Source organism: Pseudomonas sp. PA-7-1E, assembly GCF_021605325.1.
Lineage (GTDB): Bacteria > Pseudomonadota > Gammaproteobacteria > Pseudomonadales > Pseudomonadaceae > Aquipseudomonas > Aquipseudomonas fluorescens_BV.
Genome location: NZ_WKFA01000043.1, coordinates 1 through 17120, shown reverse-complemented (window position 1 = coordinate 17120; position 17120 = coordinate 1). Strand labels below are relative to the sequence as shown.

19 protein-coding genes and 1 pseudogene are annotated in these 17120 nt (G+C 58.1%); 10 read left to right on the top strand and 10 right to left on the bottom strand.

What is annotated here, in order from left to right; genetic code table 11:
- Positions 1–86: 86 nt before the first annotated feature.
- Positions 87–392: a hypothetical protein gene (locus tag GIW79_RS21890; protein WP_034128280.1), complete on the bottom strand. Its 306-nt coding sequence runs from the start codon at positions 390–392 to the stop codon at positions 87–89.
- Between the two features lie 157 nt (positions 393–549).
- On the opposite strand from GIW79_RS21890, the gene GIW79_RS21885 reads away from it, so the two are divergent.
- Positions 550–756: a hypothetical protein gene (locus tag GIW79_RS21885; RefSeq protein ID WP_003192496.1), complete on the top strand. Its 207-nt coding sequence runs from the start codon at positions 550–552 to the stop codon at positions 754–756.
- A gap of 29 nt (positions 757–785) precedes the next feature.
- On the opposite strand, the gene GIW79_RS21880 is transcribed toward GIW79_RS21885, so the two are convergent.
- Genes GIW79_RS21880 through GIW79_RS21850 form a run of 7 tightly spaced genes read right to left on the bottom strand, consistent with a single transcriptional unit; the run spans position 786 to position 7754 of the window.
- Positions 786–1814, bottom strand: a complete 1029-nt coding sequence (locus GIW79_RS21880) for a nucleoside hydrolase (RefSeq protein ID WP_054898319.1) — start codon at positions 1812–1814, stop codon at positions 786–788.
- Positions 1815–1841: 27 nt separating this feature from the next.
- Positions 1842–2246: a D-ribose pyranase gene (rbsD, locus tag GIW79_RS21875; RefSeq protein ID WP_034128236.1), complete on the bottom strand. Its 405-nt coding sequence runs from the start codon at positions 2244–2246 to the stop codon at positions 1842–1844.
- On the bottom strand, positions 2243–3160 hold the full coding sequence (gene rbsK, locus GIW79_RS21870) for a ribokinase (RefSeq protein ID WP_236454874.1): 918 nt from the start codon (positions 3158–3160) through the stop codon (positions 2243–2245). The genes rbsD and rbsK overlap by 4 nt, the downstream gene beginning before the upstream one ends.
- Positions 3161–3183: 23 nt before the next feature.
- Positions 3184–4206 (bottom strand): LacI family DNA-binding transcriptional regulator, encoded by a 1023-nt coding sequence (locus GIW79_RS21865; RefSeq protein WP_054922657.1) that lies wholly within the window; start codon positions 4204–4206, stop codon positions 3184–3186.
- A 3-nt stretch (positions 4207–4209) separates the two neighbouring features.
- Positions 4210–5187, bottom strand: a complete 978-nt coding sequence (locus GIW79_RS21860; RefSeq protein WP_054898321.1) for an ABC transporter permease — start codon at positions 5185–5187, stop codon at positions 4210–4212.
- The gene (locus GIW79_RS21855) at positions 5184–6737 is read right to left on the bottom strand and encodes a sugar ABC transporter ATP-binding protein (protein ID WP_054898322.1); all 1554 of its coding nucleotides are present in this window, start codon (positions 6735–6737) and stop codon (positions 5184–5186) included. The genes GIW79_RS21860 and GIW79_RS21855 overlap by 4 nt, the downstream gene beginning before the upstream one ends.
- Positions 6738–6794: 57 nt before the next feature.
- Positions 6795–7754, bottom strand: coding sequence for a sugar ABC transporter substrate-binding protein (locus GIW79_RS21850; RefSeq protein WP_003192504.1), 960 nt, complete (start codon positions 7752–7754; stop codon positions 6795–6797).
- A gap of 564 nt (positions 7755–8318) precedes the next feature.
- Here GIW79_RS21850 and GIW79_RS21845 point away from each other — a divergent pair.
- The 5 genes and pseudogenes from GIW79_RS21845 to GIW79_RS21825 all read left to right on the top strand — a co-directional run bounded on the left by GIW79_RS21845 (position 8319) and on the right by GIW79_RS21825 (position 12380).
- Positions 8319–9407, top strand: coding sequence for an asparaginase (locus GIW79_RS21845; RefSeq protein WP_054922390.1), 1089 nt, complete (start codon positions 8319–8321; stop codon positions 9405–9407).
- A 259-nt stretch (positions 9408–9666) separates the two neighbouring features.
- The gene (locus GIW79_RS21840; protein WP_034128242.1) at positions 9667–9918 is read left to right on the top strand and encodes a DUF1654 domain-containing protein; all 252 of its coding nucleotides are present in this window, start codon (positions 9667–9669) and stop codon (positions 9916–9918) included.
- A 2-nt stretch (positions 9919–9920) separates the two neighbouring features.
- Positions 9921–10283, top strand: a pseudogene (locus tag GIW79_RS21835) (endonuclease); the annotation flags it as partial.
- 114 nt (positions 10284–10397) lie between these two features.
- Positions 10398–10592 carry a transposase gene (locus GIW79_RS21830; protein ID WP_203482192.1) on the top strand — a complete coding sequence of 65 codons (195 nt, stop codon included), beginning with the start codon at positions 10398–10400 and terminating at the stop codon, positions 10590–10592.
- A 249-nt stretch (positions 10593–10841) separates the two neighbouring features.
- Positions 10842–12380 carry an IS3 family transposase gene (locus GIW79_RS21825; protein ID WP_039615185.1) on the top strand — a complete coding sequence of 513 codons (1539 nt, stop codon included), beginning with the start codon at positions 10842–10844 and terminating at the stop codon, positions 12378–12380.
- A 194-nt stretch (positions 12381–12574) separates the two neighbouring features.
- Here GIW79_RS21825 and GIW79_RS21820 read toward each other — a convergent pair whose 3' ends face one another.
- Positions 12575–12796 carry a helix-turn-helix domain-containing protein gene (locus GIW79_RS21820; protein ID WP_203482191.1) on the bottom strand — a complete coding sequence of 74 codons (222 nt, stop codon included), beginning with the start codon at positions 12794–12796 and terminating at the stop codon, positions 12575–12577.
- 102 nt (positions 12797–12898) lie between these two features.
- Here GIW79_RS21820 and GIW79_RS21815 point away from each other — a divergent pair, with 102 nt between their 5' ends.
- From GIW79_RS21815 to GIW79_RS21800, 4 genes are all read left to right on the top strand, one after another.
- Positions 12899–13489 carry a hypothetical protein gene (locus GIW79_RS21815; protein WP_203482190.1) on the top strand — a complete coding sequence of 197 codons (591 nt, stop codon included), beginning with the start codon at positions 12899–12901 and terminating at the stop codon, positions 13487–13489.
- Positions 13486–14886, top strand: a complete 1401-nt coding sequence (locus GIW79_RS21810; RefSeq protein ID WP_203482189.1) for a DEAD/DEAH box helicase — start codon at positions 13486–13488, stop codon at positions 14884–14886. Before GIW79_RS21815 ends, GIW79_RS21810 begins: the two co-directional genes overlap by 4 nt.
- Before the next feature lie 66 nt (positions 14887–14952).
- Positions 14953–15216, top strand: coding sequence for a BPSL0761 family protein (locus GIW79_RS21805; protein ID WP_203482188.1), 264 nt, complete (start codon positions 14953–14955; stop codon positions 15214–15216).
- A gap of 2 nt (positions 15217–15218) precedes the next feature.
- Entirely contained in the window at positions 15219–15833 is a 615-nt protein-coding gene (locus tag GIW79_RS21800) for an AbiEi antitoxin N-terminal domain-containing protein (RefSeq protein ID WP_328824622.1), read from the top strand.
- Between the two features lie 538 nt (positions 15834–16371).
- On the opposite strand, the gene GIW79_RS21795 is transcribed toward GIW79_RS21800, so the two are convergent.
- Positions 16372–17120, bottom strand: a 749-nt coding sequence (locus tag GIW79_RS21795; RefSeq protein WP_329605980.1) for a 3'-5' exonuclease, incomplete at its 5' end; no start/stop codon positions are given.

The window sequence follows — 17120 nt, the reverse complement described above, 5'->3', positions numbered from 1 at the left end:
TTTCAAGACGTTAACCGCCTGTGGGCAAGTCTGCCTGAGTCGCAGCCTGCAATCGCTTGGTGAATCGTGACTAGATATGAACGTATTCAGTAGATATCGATGTAGTCCGACGAAGGAGTAGGCCAATTCTGCTTCAGCGCGTTGAAAATCTGCATGACCCAGACTTCATCGCTGGCCGCCACGTTGCCGACATAGCCGGAACCTTTGGCCCAGGTCTCCAGGCGAAACACCAGGCCAGCGATATCAGCCCCACCGACTACGCCGGAAGAAATGTAGGCGATGCCTTCTTTGGTTACCCGCAACTGGGTATGTTCGTCGTCACTGGCGCTGCCAAGCAGTTGGCGCACGGCGTCCAGCGTCAGGTTGTCGGGCTTGCTCAAATCGATTTGCACGCGGTGTTTCCCGGCCATTTAACAGGCCAACAGTGTCGCACAGCCGCCGCTTCATGCCTAAGTAGCAGTGCCAAATGCCGTACAAAATGCTTAACTGCGCCCCTCTGGAACGGCGTTCCAGTGCATTGCCCCCGCATTTTTAGCCCGTGAGATTTCCATGACCACCGTAACGCTTCAAGCCGACATCAAAGCCAAGTGGCCCCAAGGGCAAAGTTCCTACAGCCCCGGAAGCCCGGAAGAACTGGCGATCATTGGTATCGACCTGTTGGTCAAGGAACTGGGCACCCAGGCGGCGCAAGCATTCATCGGCCAGATATTCGAGAAATACCCGGCCGACTACATGGGCGCCCAAGAGCGCGAATAGAACAGGGCGACGAGCGCCGCCCCGCTAACTTACTTCAGACGCGCCAGGCGCTCGGTCAGCAGATCGAAGAAGCCCTGGGCGTCGCCATTCTCAACCCAGAACACATTCTTCGGCTGCTTGAGGCCGTCATACCAATCGACAATGGTCTGGCCGAAGGTCGGGCCTTCGCGGCTGTCGACCACCATATTGGCCTCACGACCGCTGAACAGCGAAGGCTTGAGCAGGTACGCCACCACGGTAGCGTCATGGACCGGGCCACCCGGAATGCCGTAGTGCTCCATATCGCCTTTGACGTACTCATTCAGAATACTGCTGACGACCTTGCTCGCATTGTTGTTCAGGTCCGCAATCTTCTTCAGGCGGGCGTCGCTGGTGAGGACTTTATGGGTCACGTCCAACGGCAGGTAGGTCAACTTCACACCGCTTTTGAGCACGATCTCCGCCGCCACCGGATCGGCGAACAGGTTGAACTCCGCCACTGGGGTGATATTGCCGCCGTTGAAGTGGGCGCCGCCCATCACGACCACTTCCTTGATGCCCTGGGTGATTTCGGGCGCTTGAGTCAGCGCCAGTGCCAGGTTGGTCTGCGGGCCGAGCATGGCGATGGTGATGCTGTGCGGCTTGGCGCTGCTCAGGGTCTTGATCAGGTAGTCGACTGCATTGCCTTCGGCCAGGCCTGTTTTCGGTTCATGCACCGTGACGCCCGAGATGCCTTCCTTGCCATGGATATTCTCGGCGTAGATCGGTTTGCGCAACAACGGCGCTGGCGCACCTGCGTACACCGGGATGTCCTCGCGACCTGCCCATTCGCGCGCCAGGCGCGCGTTGCGGGAGGTCTTGTCCAGGCGCACATTGCCGGCGACGGTGGTCAGCGCACGAATGCTCAACTCCTCCGGCGAGGCCATGGCGAACAGCAAGGCCACCACGTCATCGGCACCCGGGTCGGTATCGATGATCAGGTCGATTTTTTCCGCCGCTTGGGCGCTTGCAGCAGTGAGCGCGGACAAAAGCAGAACACTCCGGAACAGGTTTTTCAGGGTAGGTAGACCACGTTGCATAAAGCACTCCTTGTCATAGGGGGGACGCTAGAACGTTACGCCGGACACCAGCGCGATATTGCAGTACGGCTGGCACTCGCCAGTGCGCACCACAGCGCGGGCATTGCGGCTCAATTGCTTGAATTGGTCATGGCTGAGCAGGCGTCGCTCGCCCAGTGCAGCCTGCTCTGTGAGCGTATTTAGCGCGGTCAGCGCGGGCGGTTGCTTCAGCAGGATCTCTTCTGCCAGAACATGGCTTTCCACCTGCATTTCGCTAAGCACGATGCGCAAGGTGCTGATGAAGTCCGGGATGCCCTGGGTCAGTGCCAGGTCGATCAATTCGACGCCGGGAGGTACCGGCAGGCCGGCATCGCCGATGACCAGAATGTCACCGTGGCCCAGGGACGCGATCACGCGCGACAGGGCGATATTCAGCAAAGGTGTCTTTTTCATGCGGGCACAAAACCTTGTACGTCGTGCAGCGTAGGAATGGAAGGCTGAGCGCCGGCGCGGGTCACTGACAACGCCGCCGCCACTTGGCCAAAACGGATCGCCTCGGCTTCGCTCTGGCCCGCGGCCAGCGCGGCGGCAAAGCCACCGACAAAGGTATCGCCAGCAGCGGTGGTATCCACCGCCTTGACCTTCGGCGCCACCAGGTGCTCAAAGCTCTTGCCGTCGGCAAACAGCGCGCCCTGGGCGCCCAGGGTGATGATGACCTTGCCAGCACCCGTCTGGATCAGCGCGGTCGCGGCGACCTTGGCACTGTCGAGGGAGTCGACCGCTACGCCGCTGAGAGCGCTGGCCTCGCTTTCATTGGGGATCAGATAATCGATCGAGGCATACCAGTCAGCGGGCAATGGTCCGCTTGCCGGGGCCGGGTTGAGGATGACGGTCTTGCCCAGTTCGCGACCCCGCTTGAGCGCATACCCAACGGTCTCCATCGGCACCTCAAGCTGGCAGATGATCACGTCTGCCGCTTGCAGCACAGCGTCGCACGTTCGCAGCGACGCAGGCGTCAGCTCACCGTTGCTGCCGGCCACAATGACAATGGCGTTCTGGCTGCTGTCATCGACCACGATCAACGCCACACCGCTGGAGCCATCCACCGTGCTGACGGCCTGGCAGTCGATCCCTTCCACCAGCAGCGCATCGCGCAATTGGCTGCCATAAGCGTCGGTACCGATGCACCCCACCATGGCGACACTCGCCCCCAGGCGTGCCGAGGCGACGGCCTGGTTGGCGCCCTTGCCACCGGGCACAGTGGAAAATGTCTGGCCGATCAGGGTTTCACCGGCACGCGGCAAGCGACTGGCGCGGGTGACCAGGTCCATGTTCAAGCTGCCTATTACCACTACTTTTGCTGGCATACATCAGTACTCATCAATTCGGTTCAGCGGTATTGGGCGAACACATCAGCCAATGGCGCGGTCGACTCACGCAAAACAATACTGGGCGTCACGATACGTTGATCGATCGGCAGTTGGGGGGTTGCTATTCGTTGCAGTAATAATTCGGCCGCAGTCTCGCCCAATTGCAGGATCGACTGGCCAACCGTCGTCAGCGCCGGGTAGACGTAGCGCCCCATCTGGATGTCATCGAAACCGATGACCGACAGCTCGCCCGGCACCCGCACATTGCGCTCGGCGGCGGCGCGCAGCACGCCAAAACCAATCATATCGTTGCTGGCGAAAATCGCGCTGGGCGGGTGTTGCGATAATAACTGTACGGCTGCGGCATACCCGCCCGTGCTGGTGAAATCGCTTTCCAGGGTACGACTGGACAACACCTCGATGCCCGCCTCGCGCAATGCACGCTGGTACCCGGCCAGGCGCATCTGCGCCACGCGGGTATGCCCAGGGCCGCCGATACAGGCGATGTCCCGGTGCCCCAACTCCAGCAAGTGCCGGGTCGCCAGGTAAGCGCCCTCTTCGTGATCGATGCGCACCAGGTCCACATCAATCCCATCCAGCGCCCGGTCGACAATCACCATCGGCGTGCGCACTGCACTCAAGCCTGCGGCAAGGCCACTGTCATCACCGCCCACGGATGTCACGATCAAGCCGTCGACGCGTTTTTCCAGCAACACGCGCAAATAACTGCGCTGTTTCTCTGCGTCGTCATCCGAGTTGCAGAGGATCACGCAATAGCCATTACGCTCGCAGTAATCCTCGATACCCCGAGCCAGCTCGGCAAAATACGGGTTGAGGCTGTTGGGCACCAGCAGCCCGATGGTGGCCGTGGTCTTGGCCTTGAGCGAGCGTGCCACGGCACTGGGCACGTAGTCCAACTGCTTGATCGCCGCCTCGACCTTGATGCGTACCGGCTCGCTGACTGGGCGCGTCTTGTTCACCACATGGGACACGGTGGTGTAGGAAATACCTGCAAGCGCTGCCACATCCTTGATCGTTGCCATGGTTCAGCCCCGCCGACTGGCGCGCTGGCTGCGATAAGTATCGAGGACCACGGCAATCACGATCACGGCACCGGTAATGATGCGTTTAGTCGGTTCCGTCGCGCCGATCTGCGCCAGCCCGGCGGCCAGGACCGAAATAATCAACACCCCGAAGAACGTACTGATGACCGAGCCACGCCCGCCCATCAGGCTGGTGCCACCGATCACTACGGCGGCGATCACTTGCAGCTCCAGGCCCGAACCGGCATTCGGGTCCGCCGCTTCCAGGCGCGAGATCTGGAACAGCGCCGCCACACCAGCCAACAGGCCCATCAGGCTGAACACCAGGACCTTGTAAGGCTTGGGATTGATACCCGCCAGGCGCACCGCTTCTTCGTTGGTGCCGATGCCGATCAGGTAGCGACCGAAGACCGTACGGGTCAGTACCAACTGGGCCGCGATGATCACCAGCAAGGCGATGATGAACGACGGAGAAATACCGAAGGCAATCGGGTTGGACAGCCAGGCAAACGAGTCACCGATATAAGCGGTGCGCGAGCCCGTCATCTGGTAGGCCACGCCGCGGGCCATCTCCAGCACGCCGAGGGATACGATAAATGACGGAATGCGCCAGGCCACCGTGATGGAACCGGTGATGGTGCCGGCCAACGCCGCGCAACCCATGCCCAACAGAGCGGCAGGCAACACGCTCCAGCCCCAGCCCAGGATCGCCACGCTGACTGCCGAGGCCGCCAATGCCAGTACCGATCCCACAGACAGGTCGATGCCGCCAATGATCAGGATGAAGGTCATGCCCACCGCCAGCACCATCAGGTCTGGAATCTGGTTGGCCAGGGTGCTGAAGGTGTCATAGGACAGAAAGTGATCGCTGAGCATCGAGAACAGCGCAATCATCGCCAGCAGGGCACCCGCCAGCCCGAGGTAGGTACCCAGGCCATAGAAGTTGCCGCCAGTTTTACCGGGGGAAATGTTTGTTTTCATGGGGTATTCCTAGGCGCTGCTTCGTTGAGCAGCGCATCACGTTTCTGATAGCCGGCAAAGGCGGCGGCGAGCAATTCGTCCTGGGTCCAGCTGTCACGCTCGAAGGTCTCGATCAGGCGCCCGGCGGACAGCACACCGATGCGGTCACAGATCAGCATCAGCTCACGCAGGTCACTGGACACCACCACCAGCGCTTTGCCCTGGCGGGTCAATTCACCGAGCAAGGCATAGATATCGAACTTGGCACCGACGTCGATACCGCGGGTGGGCTCATCGAACAGCATTACTGCGCAGTCGCGCTCCAGCCAGCGGCCAATCACCACCTTCTGCTGGTTACCACCCGACAGCTCGGACACCAGTTGCGTCGGGCTGGAACTGCGGATTCGCATGGCGTCGATCTGGCGCTTGGCCAGAGCGGTTTCGTTACGGCTGTTGACGACGCCCCCGCCGGAAATTTCCGGCATGTTGCCCAAGGCGATGTTGGCGCTGATGGACTGGGTCAGCAGCAGGCCTTCGCCCTTGCGGTCTTCGGTGATCAGGGCAATACCATGACCGACCGCGTCGACCGGCGAGCGAATGCTCACCACCTTGGCCGGCGAACCCAAGGCCACGGTGCCGCTATCGGCCGGGTCGGCGCCGAAAATCAGGCGCAGCAATTCGGTGCGACCGGCGCCGATCAGGCCGGAAATGCCAAAGATTTCACCGGCGCGCACTTCAAAGGACACATCGCGGACCTTGTCCGAACGGGTCAGGCCCGTCACGGTCAAGGCCGGACCTCCGATGGTGCGCGGGCCCAAATCGATGTGTTCACCCAGTTCGCGACCGACCATCAAGGTCACCAACTGCTCACTGTTGTAATTGGCCATCGGCTCGACGCAGACCAGCTTGCCGTCGCGCAATACCGCAATGCGCTGGGCGACACGGGCCAACTCTTCGAGCCGGTGCGAAATATAAATGATCGCCACGCCTCGAGCCTGCAGGCGCGTGATTTGTTCAAACAGCATCTCGACTTCACGAGCAGTAAGCATCGCCGTGGGCTCGTCGAGGATCAATACATGGCAGTCGCCGATCAGGTTACGAGCGATCTCGACCATTTGCTGGTGACCAATGCCCAGGCTGCCTACCAGTGTGTCCGGGTCGATCGCGTCCAGGCCGACTTGGGCCATGGCTTCGATCGCGGCTTTGCGCAATTGTTTGCGGCTGATCCAGCCACAGCGGCTCGGCAGGTTATCCAGGAACAGGTTTTCAGCCACGGTCAGCGTCGGCAGCAGGTTGAGTTCCTGCATGACCATGCGCACGCCCAAGGCTTCGGCCTGGGTGCGGCTGGCGGGGCGATAATCCTGACCGTTGAATTGCATGTGCCCGGTGGTGGGCGTGACCAGGCCGCCGATGATCTTCGACAAGGTACTTTTGCCTGCGCCGTTCTCACCGGTCAGCGCCAACACTTCCCCGCGATTGAGCGTCAGGGTGATGTCGGACAGAACCGGTTGGGCATAGGTCTTACCGATACCGCTGACCGAGAGGACAGCGTTCGGGGCGGAAGATGACATAGGAAAATCTCCAGGCGCCCGCTCAGGACGAGCGGGCGCTGTTGGGTACTGCCAGGATTACTGCTTGATGACGAGTTCGACCGGGGTTTCGATCACGCCATCTTTGGCATCGACTTTCTCACCCTTGACCAGCTTCAGCGCGTTCTGGATACCGAACACGGCTTGCTGGGCGGCGGCCTGGTCAGCGGTGGCCAACACGCGGCCGTCCTTGAGCATTGGCTTGATCGCGTCAATGTTGTCGTAACCTACCACCAACACCTTGCCGGCCTTGCCTGCCGCACGCACGGCGGAAACAGCGCCCAGGGCCATGTTGTCGTTACCGGCCAACAGCGCCTTGATATCCGGCGTTTCGCTCAGCATCGCTGCCGCGATTTTGTTGCCTTGGTCGATTTCCCAGTTACCGGATTGGGTGGAAACAATCTTCATGCCTGCCGCGTCCATCGCATCCTTGAAGCCTGCGGTGCGCTGCTGGGCATTGGTGGTAGTGGGTACGCCCTCGATGATGCCGACCTTGTCACCGGCGGCCAGTTGCTTGGCCAGGTAGTCGCCCACCAGCTTGGAGCCTTTGCGGTTATCCGGGCCTACAAACGGAATATCGAGGTTTTTGCTTTTGAGTACTTCCGGGTCCAGGCGATTGTCGATGTTGACCACCTTGATACCGGCATCGGAAGCCTTTTTCAGCACACTGGCGAGTGCCTTGGAGTCGGCGGGAGCAATGACAAGCGCATCAACCTTGGCGTTGATCATTTCGTTGACAATGGCGATCTGCGCGCTGGTATCGGTTTCGTTCTTGATGCCGTTGGAGATCAACTTGAATTCTGTTGGGTGCGCTTTCTGGTAATCCTTCGCACCGTCGGTCATGGTGACGAAAAACTCATTGGCAAGGGACTTCATGACCAAACCCACGGTAGGCGTTTTGGCAGCGTCATCGGCAAATGCAGAAGAGAGAGGCAAAGCGGCGGATGCGGCAGCAAGCACAGCAACAGCAAGAAGACGTCCAGCAAATGGCAGCTTCATGGGTTCACTCCGATCTTATGATTATTGTGAGCAACGCCTGCACCGAAGAGCCCTTCGGCAGCCCTCCCACCTGGGCGGCTGATACGAGCTGTCACGATGCGCCAAGGGCGCAGTGAAACATCTCGCAAACGTTTGCGTTGAGCAAACTATGAGAACCTTGTCGAGATTTGTCAACGGTAGCAGCAAGCCTTTCATTGGCGCCCTCCAAGCTCTCCCTTGAGCCACCGACCGCTGATACGTTTAAGCCAGCTCGCCGTTTCTGCCGTTCGCTGAAACGACAGACTGCACTGCGAATGATCGACCACAGCGCTCGGACATATCGTGATCGCTTTCGGACAACCGAACACCACAACCCTTCGCGTTCGGAAAGCCGGACAGCGCCAAGCCCCACGAAACTAAAATCTTAGGTTAAGTTGTTTTAAATCAATAAGTTAATTTATAAAAACCAACATGCTCAGTCTGGTACAAATCCTGCTCTTTCTCAGCACCTCGCGGCGTTCAGAACCGCCCGGGTGTTCTAGATGAACCTGCTACAGCACTCATCAAAAACCAGAGAGAAAAATAATGAAATCTGCATTGAAGAACGTCATTCCGGGCGCCCTGGCCCTTCTGCTGCTGTTCCCCGTTGCCGCCCAGGCAAAGGAAGTCGAAAGCAAGACCAAACTGTCCAACGTAGTCATCCTCGCCACCGGCGGTACCATCGCTGGCGCCGGCGCCAGTGCGGCCAACAGTGCCACCTACCAGGCGGCCAAAGTCGGCATCGAACAACTGATCGCCGGCGTTCCTGAGCTTAGCCAGATCGCCAATGTTCGCGGCGAACAAGTGATGCAAATTGCGTCGGAAAGCATCAATAACGAAAACCTTCTGCAACTGGGTCGCCGTGTCGCCGAATTGGCCGACAACAAGGACGTGGACGGCATCGTGATCACCCACGGCACCGACACCCTTGAAGAAACCGCCTACTTCCTGAACCTGGTGGAAAAAACCGACAAGCCTATCGTGGTGGTCGGCTCCATGCGCCCAGGCACCGCGATGTCGGCAGACGGCATGCTCAACCTTTACAACGCGGTTGCGGTCGCGGGCAGCAAGGATGCACGGGGCAAAGGCGTGCTGGTGACCATGAACGACGAGATCCAATCTGGCCGCGACGTCAGCAAGATGATCAACATCAAGACCGAAGCGTTCAAGAGCCCATGGGGCCCGCTGGGCATGGTCGTCGAGGGTAAATCCTACTGGTTCCGCCTGCCGGCCAAGCGTCACACCATGGATTCTGAGTTCGACATCAAGACCATCAAAAGCCTGCCTGACGTTGAAATTGCCTACGGCTATGGCAACGTGAGCGACACTGCCTACAAGGCATTGGCCCAAGCGGGCGCCAAAGCGATCATTCACGCCGGTACCGGTAATGGGTCAGTATCGTCCAAGGTCGTTCCAGCGCTGGTGGAATTGCGTAAACAAGGCGTGCAGATCATTCGCTCTTCCCACGTCAACGCCGGTGGCATGGTTCTGCGTAACGCCGAACAGCCAGACGACAAATACGACTGGGTCGCCGCCCTTGACCTGAACCCGCAGAAAGCCCGCATCCTGGCGATGGTCGCCCTGACCAAGACCCAGGACAGCAAGGAACTGCAACGGATCTTCTGGGAATACTGATCCCTGCTGATTCATCTGTAGAAAGATGCTTTTGTGGCGAGGGAGCTTGCTCCCGCTGGGCTGCGAAGCGGCCCAAAATACTTGCGGGCGCTACGCACCCGAGCGGGAGCAAGCTCCCTCGCCACATTCAGCCCCTCTCCCCCCGAACCTCAACAAACTCCCTGATTCGCTGTCAGACGAACTTCTTGAAATTTAAGCAGTTGCGAAATTGCCTACAGTTAAATACTGTATGTGCGTACAGCCAATTAAGGAATGCTCTGTGGCAAAGCCCTCTTCCGCAGCACCTGCAGCGCCTGACGCCTATCAGCGCCTGGCTATCCGCGTGCAAAAAATCATCAATTCGACCAACGCGCAGAAAGCCAAGGCGGCGTTGATCTTCCGTTTACCCGAGGAACCGGAGAACGATTGGCAACGTTTACTGGAAGAGATTGCAGAGAATGACAACGTCACCCTCGCCTATCGGGACGACGGTGGCGTGCAGATTTTTTGGGTTGTACCGAAGGAAGATTGATTGTGAGTGCCCGTTTTATTGCTGTGTGCTGTCTGTTTTTAACCTTCACTGCCAACGCCCAAGCCCCTCGCACCTTCAGCGAAGCCAAGAAGATCGCCTGGAAGCTCTACGCGCCGCAATCCACCGAATTTTATTGCGGCTGCAAATACACCGGTAACCGGGTGAACCTGAAAGCCTGCGGTTACATCCCCCGCAAAAACGCCAACCGCGCTGCACGCATTGAGTGGGAACACATCGTGCCGGCTTGGCAAATCGGACATCAGCGCCAATGCTGGCAAAATGGCGGGCGAAAAAACTGCACGCGCCATGATGAGGTGTTCAAGCGCGCCGAGGCAGACCTGCACAACCTGGTGCCGAGCATCGGTTTTCAAGACCTACACAAAAAAATGTTCATGAGTGAGGAAATCTCGTTGTTGTGGCTCGATGATTCTGGACACCCCGATAGGGCGTTAGGCTTCGCCCAGCAATGAGGTGTTTACGTGACCAGAAGATCATTCAGTTCAGATTTCAAACTCGAAGCAGCAGGCCTGGTTCTAGATCAGGGCTATTCAATTCCCGAAGCCTGCAAGTCGATGGGCGTAGGCAAAACCGCGTTACGTCGATGGGTTGAGCGTAATTTTGCGAATGAAGAACTAGCTCGGATTTCTCATGAAGCTGCCAGGCGTGGCCGATGAAGCCCCGGTGTAACAACAACCTACCTTCCACTGGTCAAGATTGATCGTTTTTTACTCAGTTTCCGTCCGCTAGACGAACTCCCCCTTTCTCCTATTGCTCCGGACCGGGGGCGCCCGCCTGTTCAGTCCGGCTTGAGGCGGGCAGCCAGCCCTGCAAAGAGCTCCTGATGCGGATAGGCCTGTTGCCGCTGACCGAAAACTGCCCCAGTGGGGATGCGGCGGAAATCTTGGACTACCTGGAGGTAGTTCATGTATTCATACGAAGACCGTATCCGAGCGGTCAAGCTCTACATCAAACTGGGCAAGCGAACCGGGGCAACTATTCGTCAGTTGGGCTACCCGACGAAGAACTCTTTGAAGAGCTGGCACGCAGAGTATGAGCGATGCCTCGACCTGCCGCGTTGCTACGAGAACTCGAAGTCGAAGTACTCACCGGCCCAAAGGGAAAAGGCTGTCGAGCACTATCTCGAATACGGTCGCAACATCGCCGCTACCATCAAGGCGTTGGGCTACCCCGCGCGGGATTCTTTGCGTGCCTGGATTTACGAAATGCACCCCGAGTTGCATACGCGTGTTGTCAGTCGATCAGACGGGTTAGCCCGGCCGCCAGCGGTGAAGCAGGCAGCGGTCATCGCGCTGTGCACGCGAAAAGAAAGTGCGAAAGCCCTGGCTCAAAAGCTGGGCGTGTGCAGGCCGACCTTGTACAACTGGAAAAACCAGCTACTCGGCCCAGAGGTATCCCCATCCATGAAGTGTCGACTTGAACCCTCATCGTCACCGGAACGAGAGGAGTTGCAGCGGCAACTCGAATCTCTCCAGCTCGATGTTCGCCGTTTGCAGCTTGAACATGACCTGTTGATGAGGGCGAATGAACTCATAAAAAAAGAGACGGGCATCAACCGGCAAGTCCTGACCAATCGGGAGAAGACATTGCTGGCTGATGCCCTTAGGCATAGGTACTCCTTGCTAGAGCTGCTTGACGCGTTGGGCTTGGCCCGAAGCTCCTATTTCTATCATCGAGCCCGAATGCAGGTCGCGGAAAAGTACACCGAAGTGCGTCGTGCCATGGCGGACATATTCGAGCGCAATCATCGTTGCTATGGCTACCGTCGGATGCGAGCTTCGTTGAGCAGGCAGCGTGTGCGCCTTTCAGAGAAGGTGGTGCAGCGCTTGATGAAGCAGGAGTGCCTAGTCGTCGCCAAGCCGAAACGGCGTCGATACGGTTCCTACCTCGGGGAGATCAGTCCGGCGCCGGAAAACCTCCTCAACCGCGACTTCACGGCCCTAGCTCCGAATGAGAAATGGCTGACCGACATCTCGGAGTTCCAGATCCCGGCAGGCAAGGTGTACCTGTCCCCCATGATCGACTGCTTCGATGGGAAGGTAATCAGTTGGTCGATCGGCACGCGTCCCGACGCCGAGCTTGTGAACACGATGCTGGATGCAGCTATCGAAACGGTGGCCAGTAACGATAAACGGCCTGTTGTTCACTCCGATCGTGGCGCTCACTACCGCTGGCCCGGCTGGTTATCGCGCATCGCTGATGCGAAGCTGATTCGTTCGATGTCGCGCAAAGGCTGCTCACCAGACAACGCGGCTTGTGAAGGTTTCTTCGGCCGACTGAAAACGGAACTGTTCTATCCTCGCAACTGGCAGTCAACGAGCATCGAGCAGTTCATTCAGGCCTTGGATTCATACATTCGCTGGTACAACGAAAAACGTATAAAGATTTCCCTCGGCGCGCTCAGTCCCATTGAGTATCGTGAAAGCCTGGGCTTAGCGGCATAACCAGTCCAAGTTTTTGTCCGCATCCCCAGTAGAGGCTGTTCTGCCGATCGAAAACTGACCCAGGTGTTCAACTCCTTCTGCTCAATTTTTGAGCAGGAGAACACAGGGTGATCAGTATGGAAATGATGGGCAAAATCCGTCGGATGTATTTTCGCGACAAGCTGTCGCTGCACGAGATAACCAAGCGCACCGGGTTACAGCTCTGACATCTGAGGCAGAAGACAGGACGGATCGCAGGCGAGCTCGCCTGCGATTCGATATAGCTTCTCGACGGTGATGTTTACTTCACCACGCTCGATTCGCCCCATATAGCTGCGGTCGATACTGCAGGCCAGCGCCAGTGCATCCTGAGAAATCCTGCTGGCCTTCCTCTGTGTCCGGATGCGTTCCCCCAACGCTTTCGCCAACTTATCCATGACCGTCTCAATTCCACTTGAGGCGGCACTATCGTGCGTTTGCGGATGCACAGACCACGGACTATAATCCGCATTTTTCGCGACTACTCTTCTGGTGCCTCAATGAAATCGGCCACGTTCATCTTCGACAGGCGGCTGTATGAGCTGCTTCAGGAAGACGGGCGCACAAGGTTCACGACCCGTGAACTGCGGGATGCCTATGCCAAGCGCCTGGAAGGCATGACTTTTCGCATCGGCGATGTGCGCCGCTATGTGTATAAGCAGATACGCCGAATGCTGCACATAGGCTGGCTCGTACATGACGAGGAGCGCCGCACGCGGGGACAGATCTACCACCGGCAGCCCATTCCGGCACATCTGCAGCTGGAGCTGATCGATAACGGATTCGAGAACAGCCTCAAGACTGCATGTGAGCCAGCGCAGGAACCTTCAGTGTTCGATGATGCGACTGAACCGCTCAAGCCTTCGCCCGATGCGGATCAGCACTTGGAGGCGCTCCACAAAGAGATCCGGTTGGACTTCCTGTCTTCGATGGGGGAGGCGGAGCGATACAAGCTGCTCATGGATGATATGCCTCATCTTCGGGACAAGGTCGAAGGCGAGTATCTGGAAGCTAGAGACCGCAGCTCACGCCTGCTGGGTCATCTCCGCGCCATCGAGAAGACACTCAAGACGCTTGCCGCCGCACGATGACCCTCTCGCTGCGAGACTGGCAACTCGGCTGCATCAGCACGGCGTTGGAGCACTTTACCGCCACGCCGCACTTCTTCTGCCAGGCAACTCCGGGTGCCGGCAAGACGCGCATGGCGGCAGAGCTGGCCAGCAGACTGCTTGAGCAGGATAGGATCGATCTGGTGCTCTGCTTCGCGCCATCCTGCCAGGTTGTCGAGGGCTTTCGCTCGACCTTTGCTACGGTGCTTGGCAGGCGTCTGGACGGTCAGATCGGCGCAGTGGGGGCTGCGTTCACCTACCAGGCCATGGAATATCGAGATGAGGGGTTCTGGCGGCTTCTTGATGACTACCGTGTGTTCGTGGTTTTCGATGAAATTCACCACTGCGCCGGCCACGATGTACTTCTGAGCAACGCCTGGGGCCAGCAGATTCTTCAGCGGATACAGGACAGAGCCGCTTTCACCTTGGCTCTATCCGGCACGCCATGGCGTTCGGACGACCGGGCCATTGCTCTGGCCCGCTACTCGTCACCCGAGGGGTACCTGATCTGCGACTACCGCTACGGACTGCAAGAGGCCATAGCTGATGGGGTGTGCCGCTCCCCTCGTATTGTCCTGCTCGACAACCAGAAGGTGAAACTTACCGAGGAGCTAGACACTGAGAGCACTGTCAGGCTGTTTCCCAGCATCGCTAAACTATTGGGGGAATCCCCTGTCACCTACGAAGAGCTGCTGCGCCATGACGAGGTGATCGATCAACTGCTCGGTCTTGGGTGCGGCAAGCTGGATGAGCTTCGCCTGATCAAGCCTGATGCGGCTGGCTTGGTGGTTGCCACCGACATCGAGCATGCCCAGCAAGTTGCCCTGGCCCTGGAGGCCAGGGGTGAAGGTTGCCGCATCGTGACTAACAAAACCCCGGATGCGCAGCAGGTGATCAACGCGTTCAGGCACAGCGCCTGCCGTTGGATTATCGCGGTTGGAATGATCAGCGAAGGCACGGACATCCCCCGCCTCCAGGTGTGCTGCTACCTCAGCCGCATTCGCACCGAGCTGCATTACCGGCAAGTGCTGGGGCGAGTGCTTCGGCGCACAGGCGAGCCCGATGATCAGGCTTGGCTGTTCATGATGGCGGAACCGACGTTGCAGTGCTTGGCGGAGAGAATTGCAGATGATCTGCCGGATGACCTGGCGGTGCTGAACGAGGTACAGATGCCAGCCTCCACATCAGGTTCAATATCTGGCTGGATTGGGGCTGCCGGCAATATCGATGGTGTGGATGACAGTATTGGAAGTGGCACCGCGCAGGTAATTGGGGCAGACGCTAAATGCAACTTATCCCTGGGGGACTCTGCCGCTGAGCCAAGCCATCAGGTCAGCTTTTCCAAGCACTACCGGCAACAGTTGCTGGCTTGCTTTTGATGCTTGTATGGAGATCAAAACTCAGGCGTCGGTAGACGTAGTTGACTGAATCAGGAGATAACCGCATTGACTCTTCCACGTGAAAGAACCCGCAGCGTCATCAAGACCGAAGAGTTCCTGCGAGAGCTCTCTCGTAACACTGAACTGCCTCAGGATATCCGCAGCTATGCAAAAAGCCTGCTCAGACACTACCCGTCGGCCGACCAAATTTACTCACTGGGCCGCCTCGAAGAGTGCCTGGTGAGCGATGCGCCAGATGATGAATATCGACGGCGAGTGATCGCCTTACATTGGCCACTGTTCAGTTCGTCATTGGACTTCACCGGGTAGAAATGAGCGCCGCAATGTCCCGCACTGATTGTGCACTGTCGGTATCCACCCGCGTTGCGCAGCGGGTCAGGCGCCTACCTAAAGGGCGGCCCTTCAGCATCAGGCGCCTTGCGGAGCTTGGAACGAGCGGCGCCGTATCCAAGGCGATAGCCCGGATGGTCAGCCGAGGCGAACTTGAGCGGGTGCATCGAGGAATCTACATGCGCCCGAAATCCAGCCGATACGTTGCTCGGGTTCGCCCAAGCGCATGGGAAGTGGTGAGTTTGATTGCCAGGCAGAGCCGTCAGGTTCTGCAGATCCATGGTGCCAATGCGGTCAGAAAGTTTGGACTGAGCACCCAGATGCCACTCATTTCAATCTATTACACCAGCGGGCCCAGCCGATCGCTATTTATGGGGAAAGCTGAAGTCAGGCTGGTACATGCGGCGCCAATGGTCATGCAGCATGCCGGGACCGAAGTAGGGATGGCTATCAGCGCACTATTTTATCTCGGTAAAGACGGTTCTACCCCGGAATGCATTGCCTCAATCAAGAAGGCGCTCAGGCCCGAAGACCAAACTGCATTAATGGCCTGCAAAATGCCGAAGTGGATGCGTATGGCGTTGGAGCTGCCCTGACCGGCTCGAACCCAGCAAAACTCTGGGGGGTTGCGAGTTTTGCCAGATAATTGCGCCCGTACGGACTACCTTCATGGCATTGGTCGGAAGTACACTGTTGGAGCTGCCCTAATCCGCCCTCTCCCAGAAGCCTCAGCATGCTGGTGATGACGCTAGGTCCGTTTCTCACAGCCCCGCTCTGCGGGGCTGTGCTGTTTTAGCACTCGTCTGATTCGAAGGAAAGCGCAGGGGGATTAACTCTAGATACTAGGTAGGCGCGGCGGGGACGCGAGTAGCTTGACCACCTCAATCAGCTGTCATGCCATTTCGACGAGCTCATCGAGCACCGCGGCTGTCAACCAGCACCCAAACAGTGCAACCACAGAGGACTCCTGGGTTCCAATGATATACAACCGCTTTCGGCCAAGAGCAGACAGTCGTGTGAAGGAAGGCTTCTATTGGTGTATGTCCGCCAGCCTGACCTGCCTTGTTGGTTCAACTAACCAGGTCAGTTCTGGTCGCGCGAGGGTCAAAGTCAACTCATTCTCTTTTCCGCGTCTCATACGTCGTCGTAGTTGAATACGCAGGCCGCTAGCATTCGCGTGGGCACATACACGTTGTATCTCCCCCTTTTACGGCCGGTCTCCGAAAAAAGGTGCAGGTTCTTTCTGGCACGCGAGCCCACAACGTAGAGCAGCTTCTGCGCGCTCGTATCCCCGTCCGCGTCATTGAAGTGCGGCACCATTCCTTCCAGCAGCGCATACGCAATAACGACATCAAACTCGGCACCCTTCACACCATGAATAGTAGACACGGTTATTCCTGTGCGGTTTTGGAATACTTTCCTGAAGAAAGCAATGTCCCCAATTGCGTCAACCCCTTCCGCTTCGAGCTTCGCAATGCGCGATTCAGAGCTTTCGAAGAACGCTTGATGGTGCTCCTGCAACTGCGCGAAATCGCTGATCTGAATACCAAGTCGCTCGAACAAAGTTGCAAAGAAGCGCCGCAGGTATGCCAAACCGTTGTCCTCGTCGATGGGAATCGCATTGCACTCCCTAAGGAAGGACTTTCGCGATAGTCGTGAGGTCTCAATGCCTGCGTCCTTCATCTCACTGATCACCTCTCCCGCCCAGCGAAGCCGGCGAACATAGAGGGACGGTGACGGCTCCGTAAGGGCAAGTCTGCGGATTCCACGGTCATCTGGCCACCCATTCCATGAGCATCTGACCACCGATTCCACGGTGATCCGGCCACCCATTCCACGCGCATCCGGCCACTGATTCCACGGCCATCCGGCCACCCAACCGG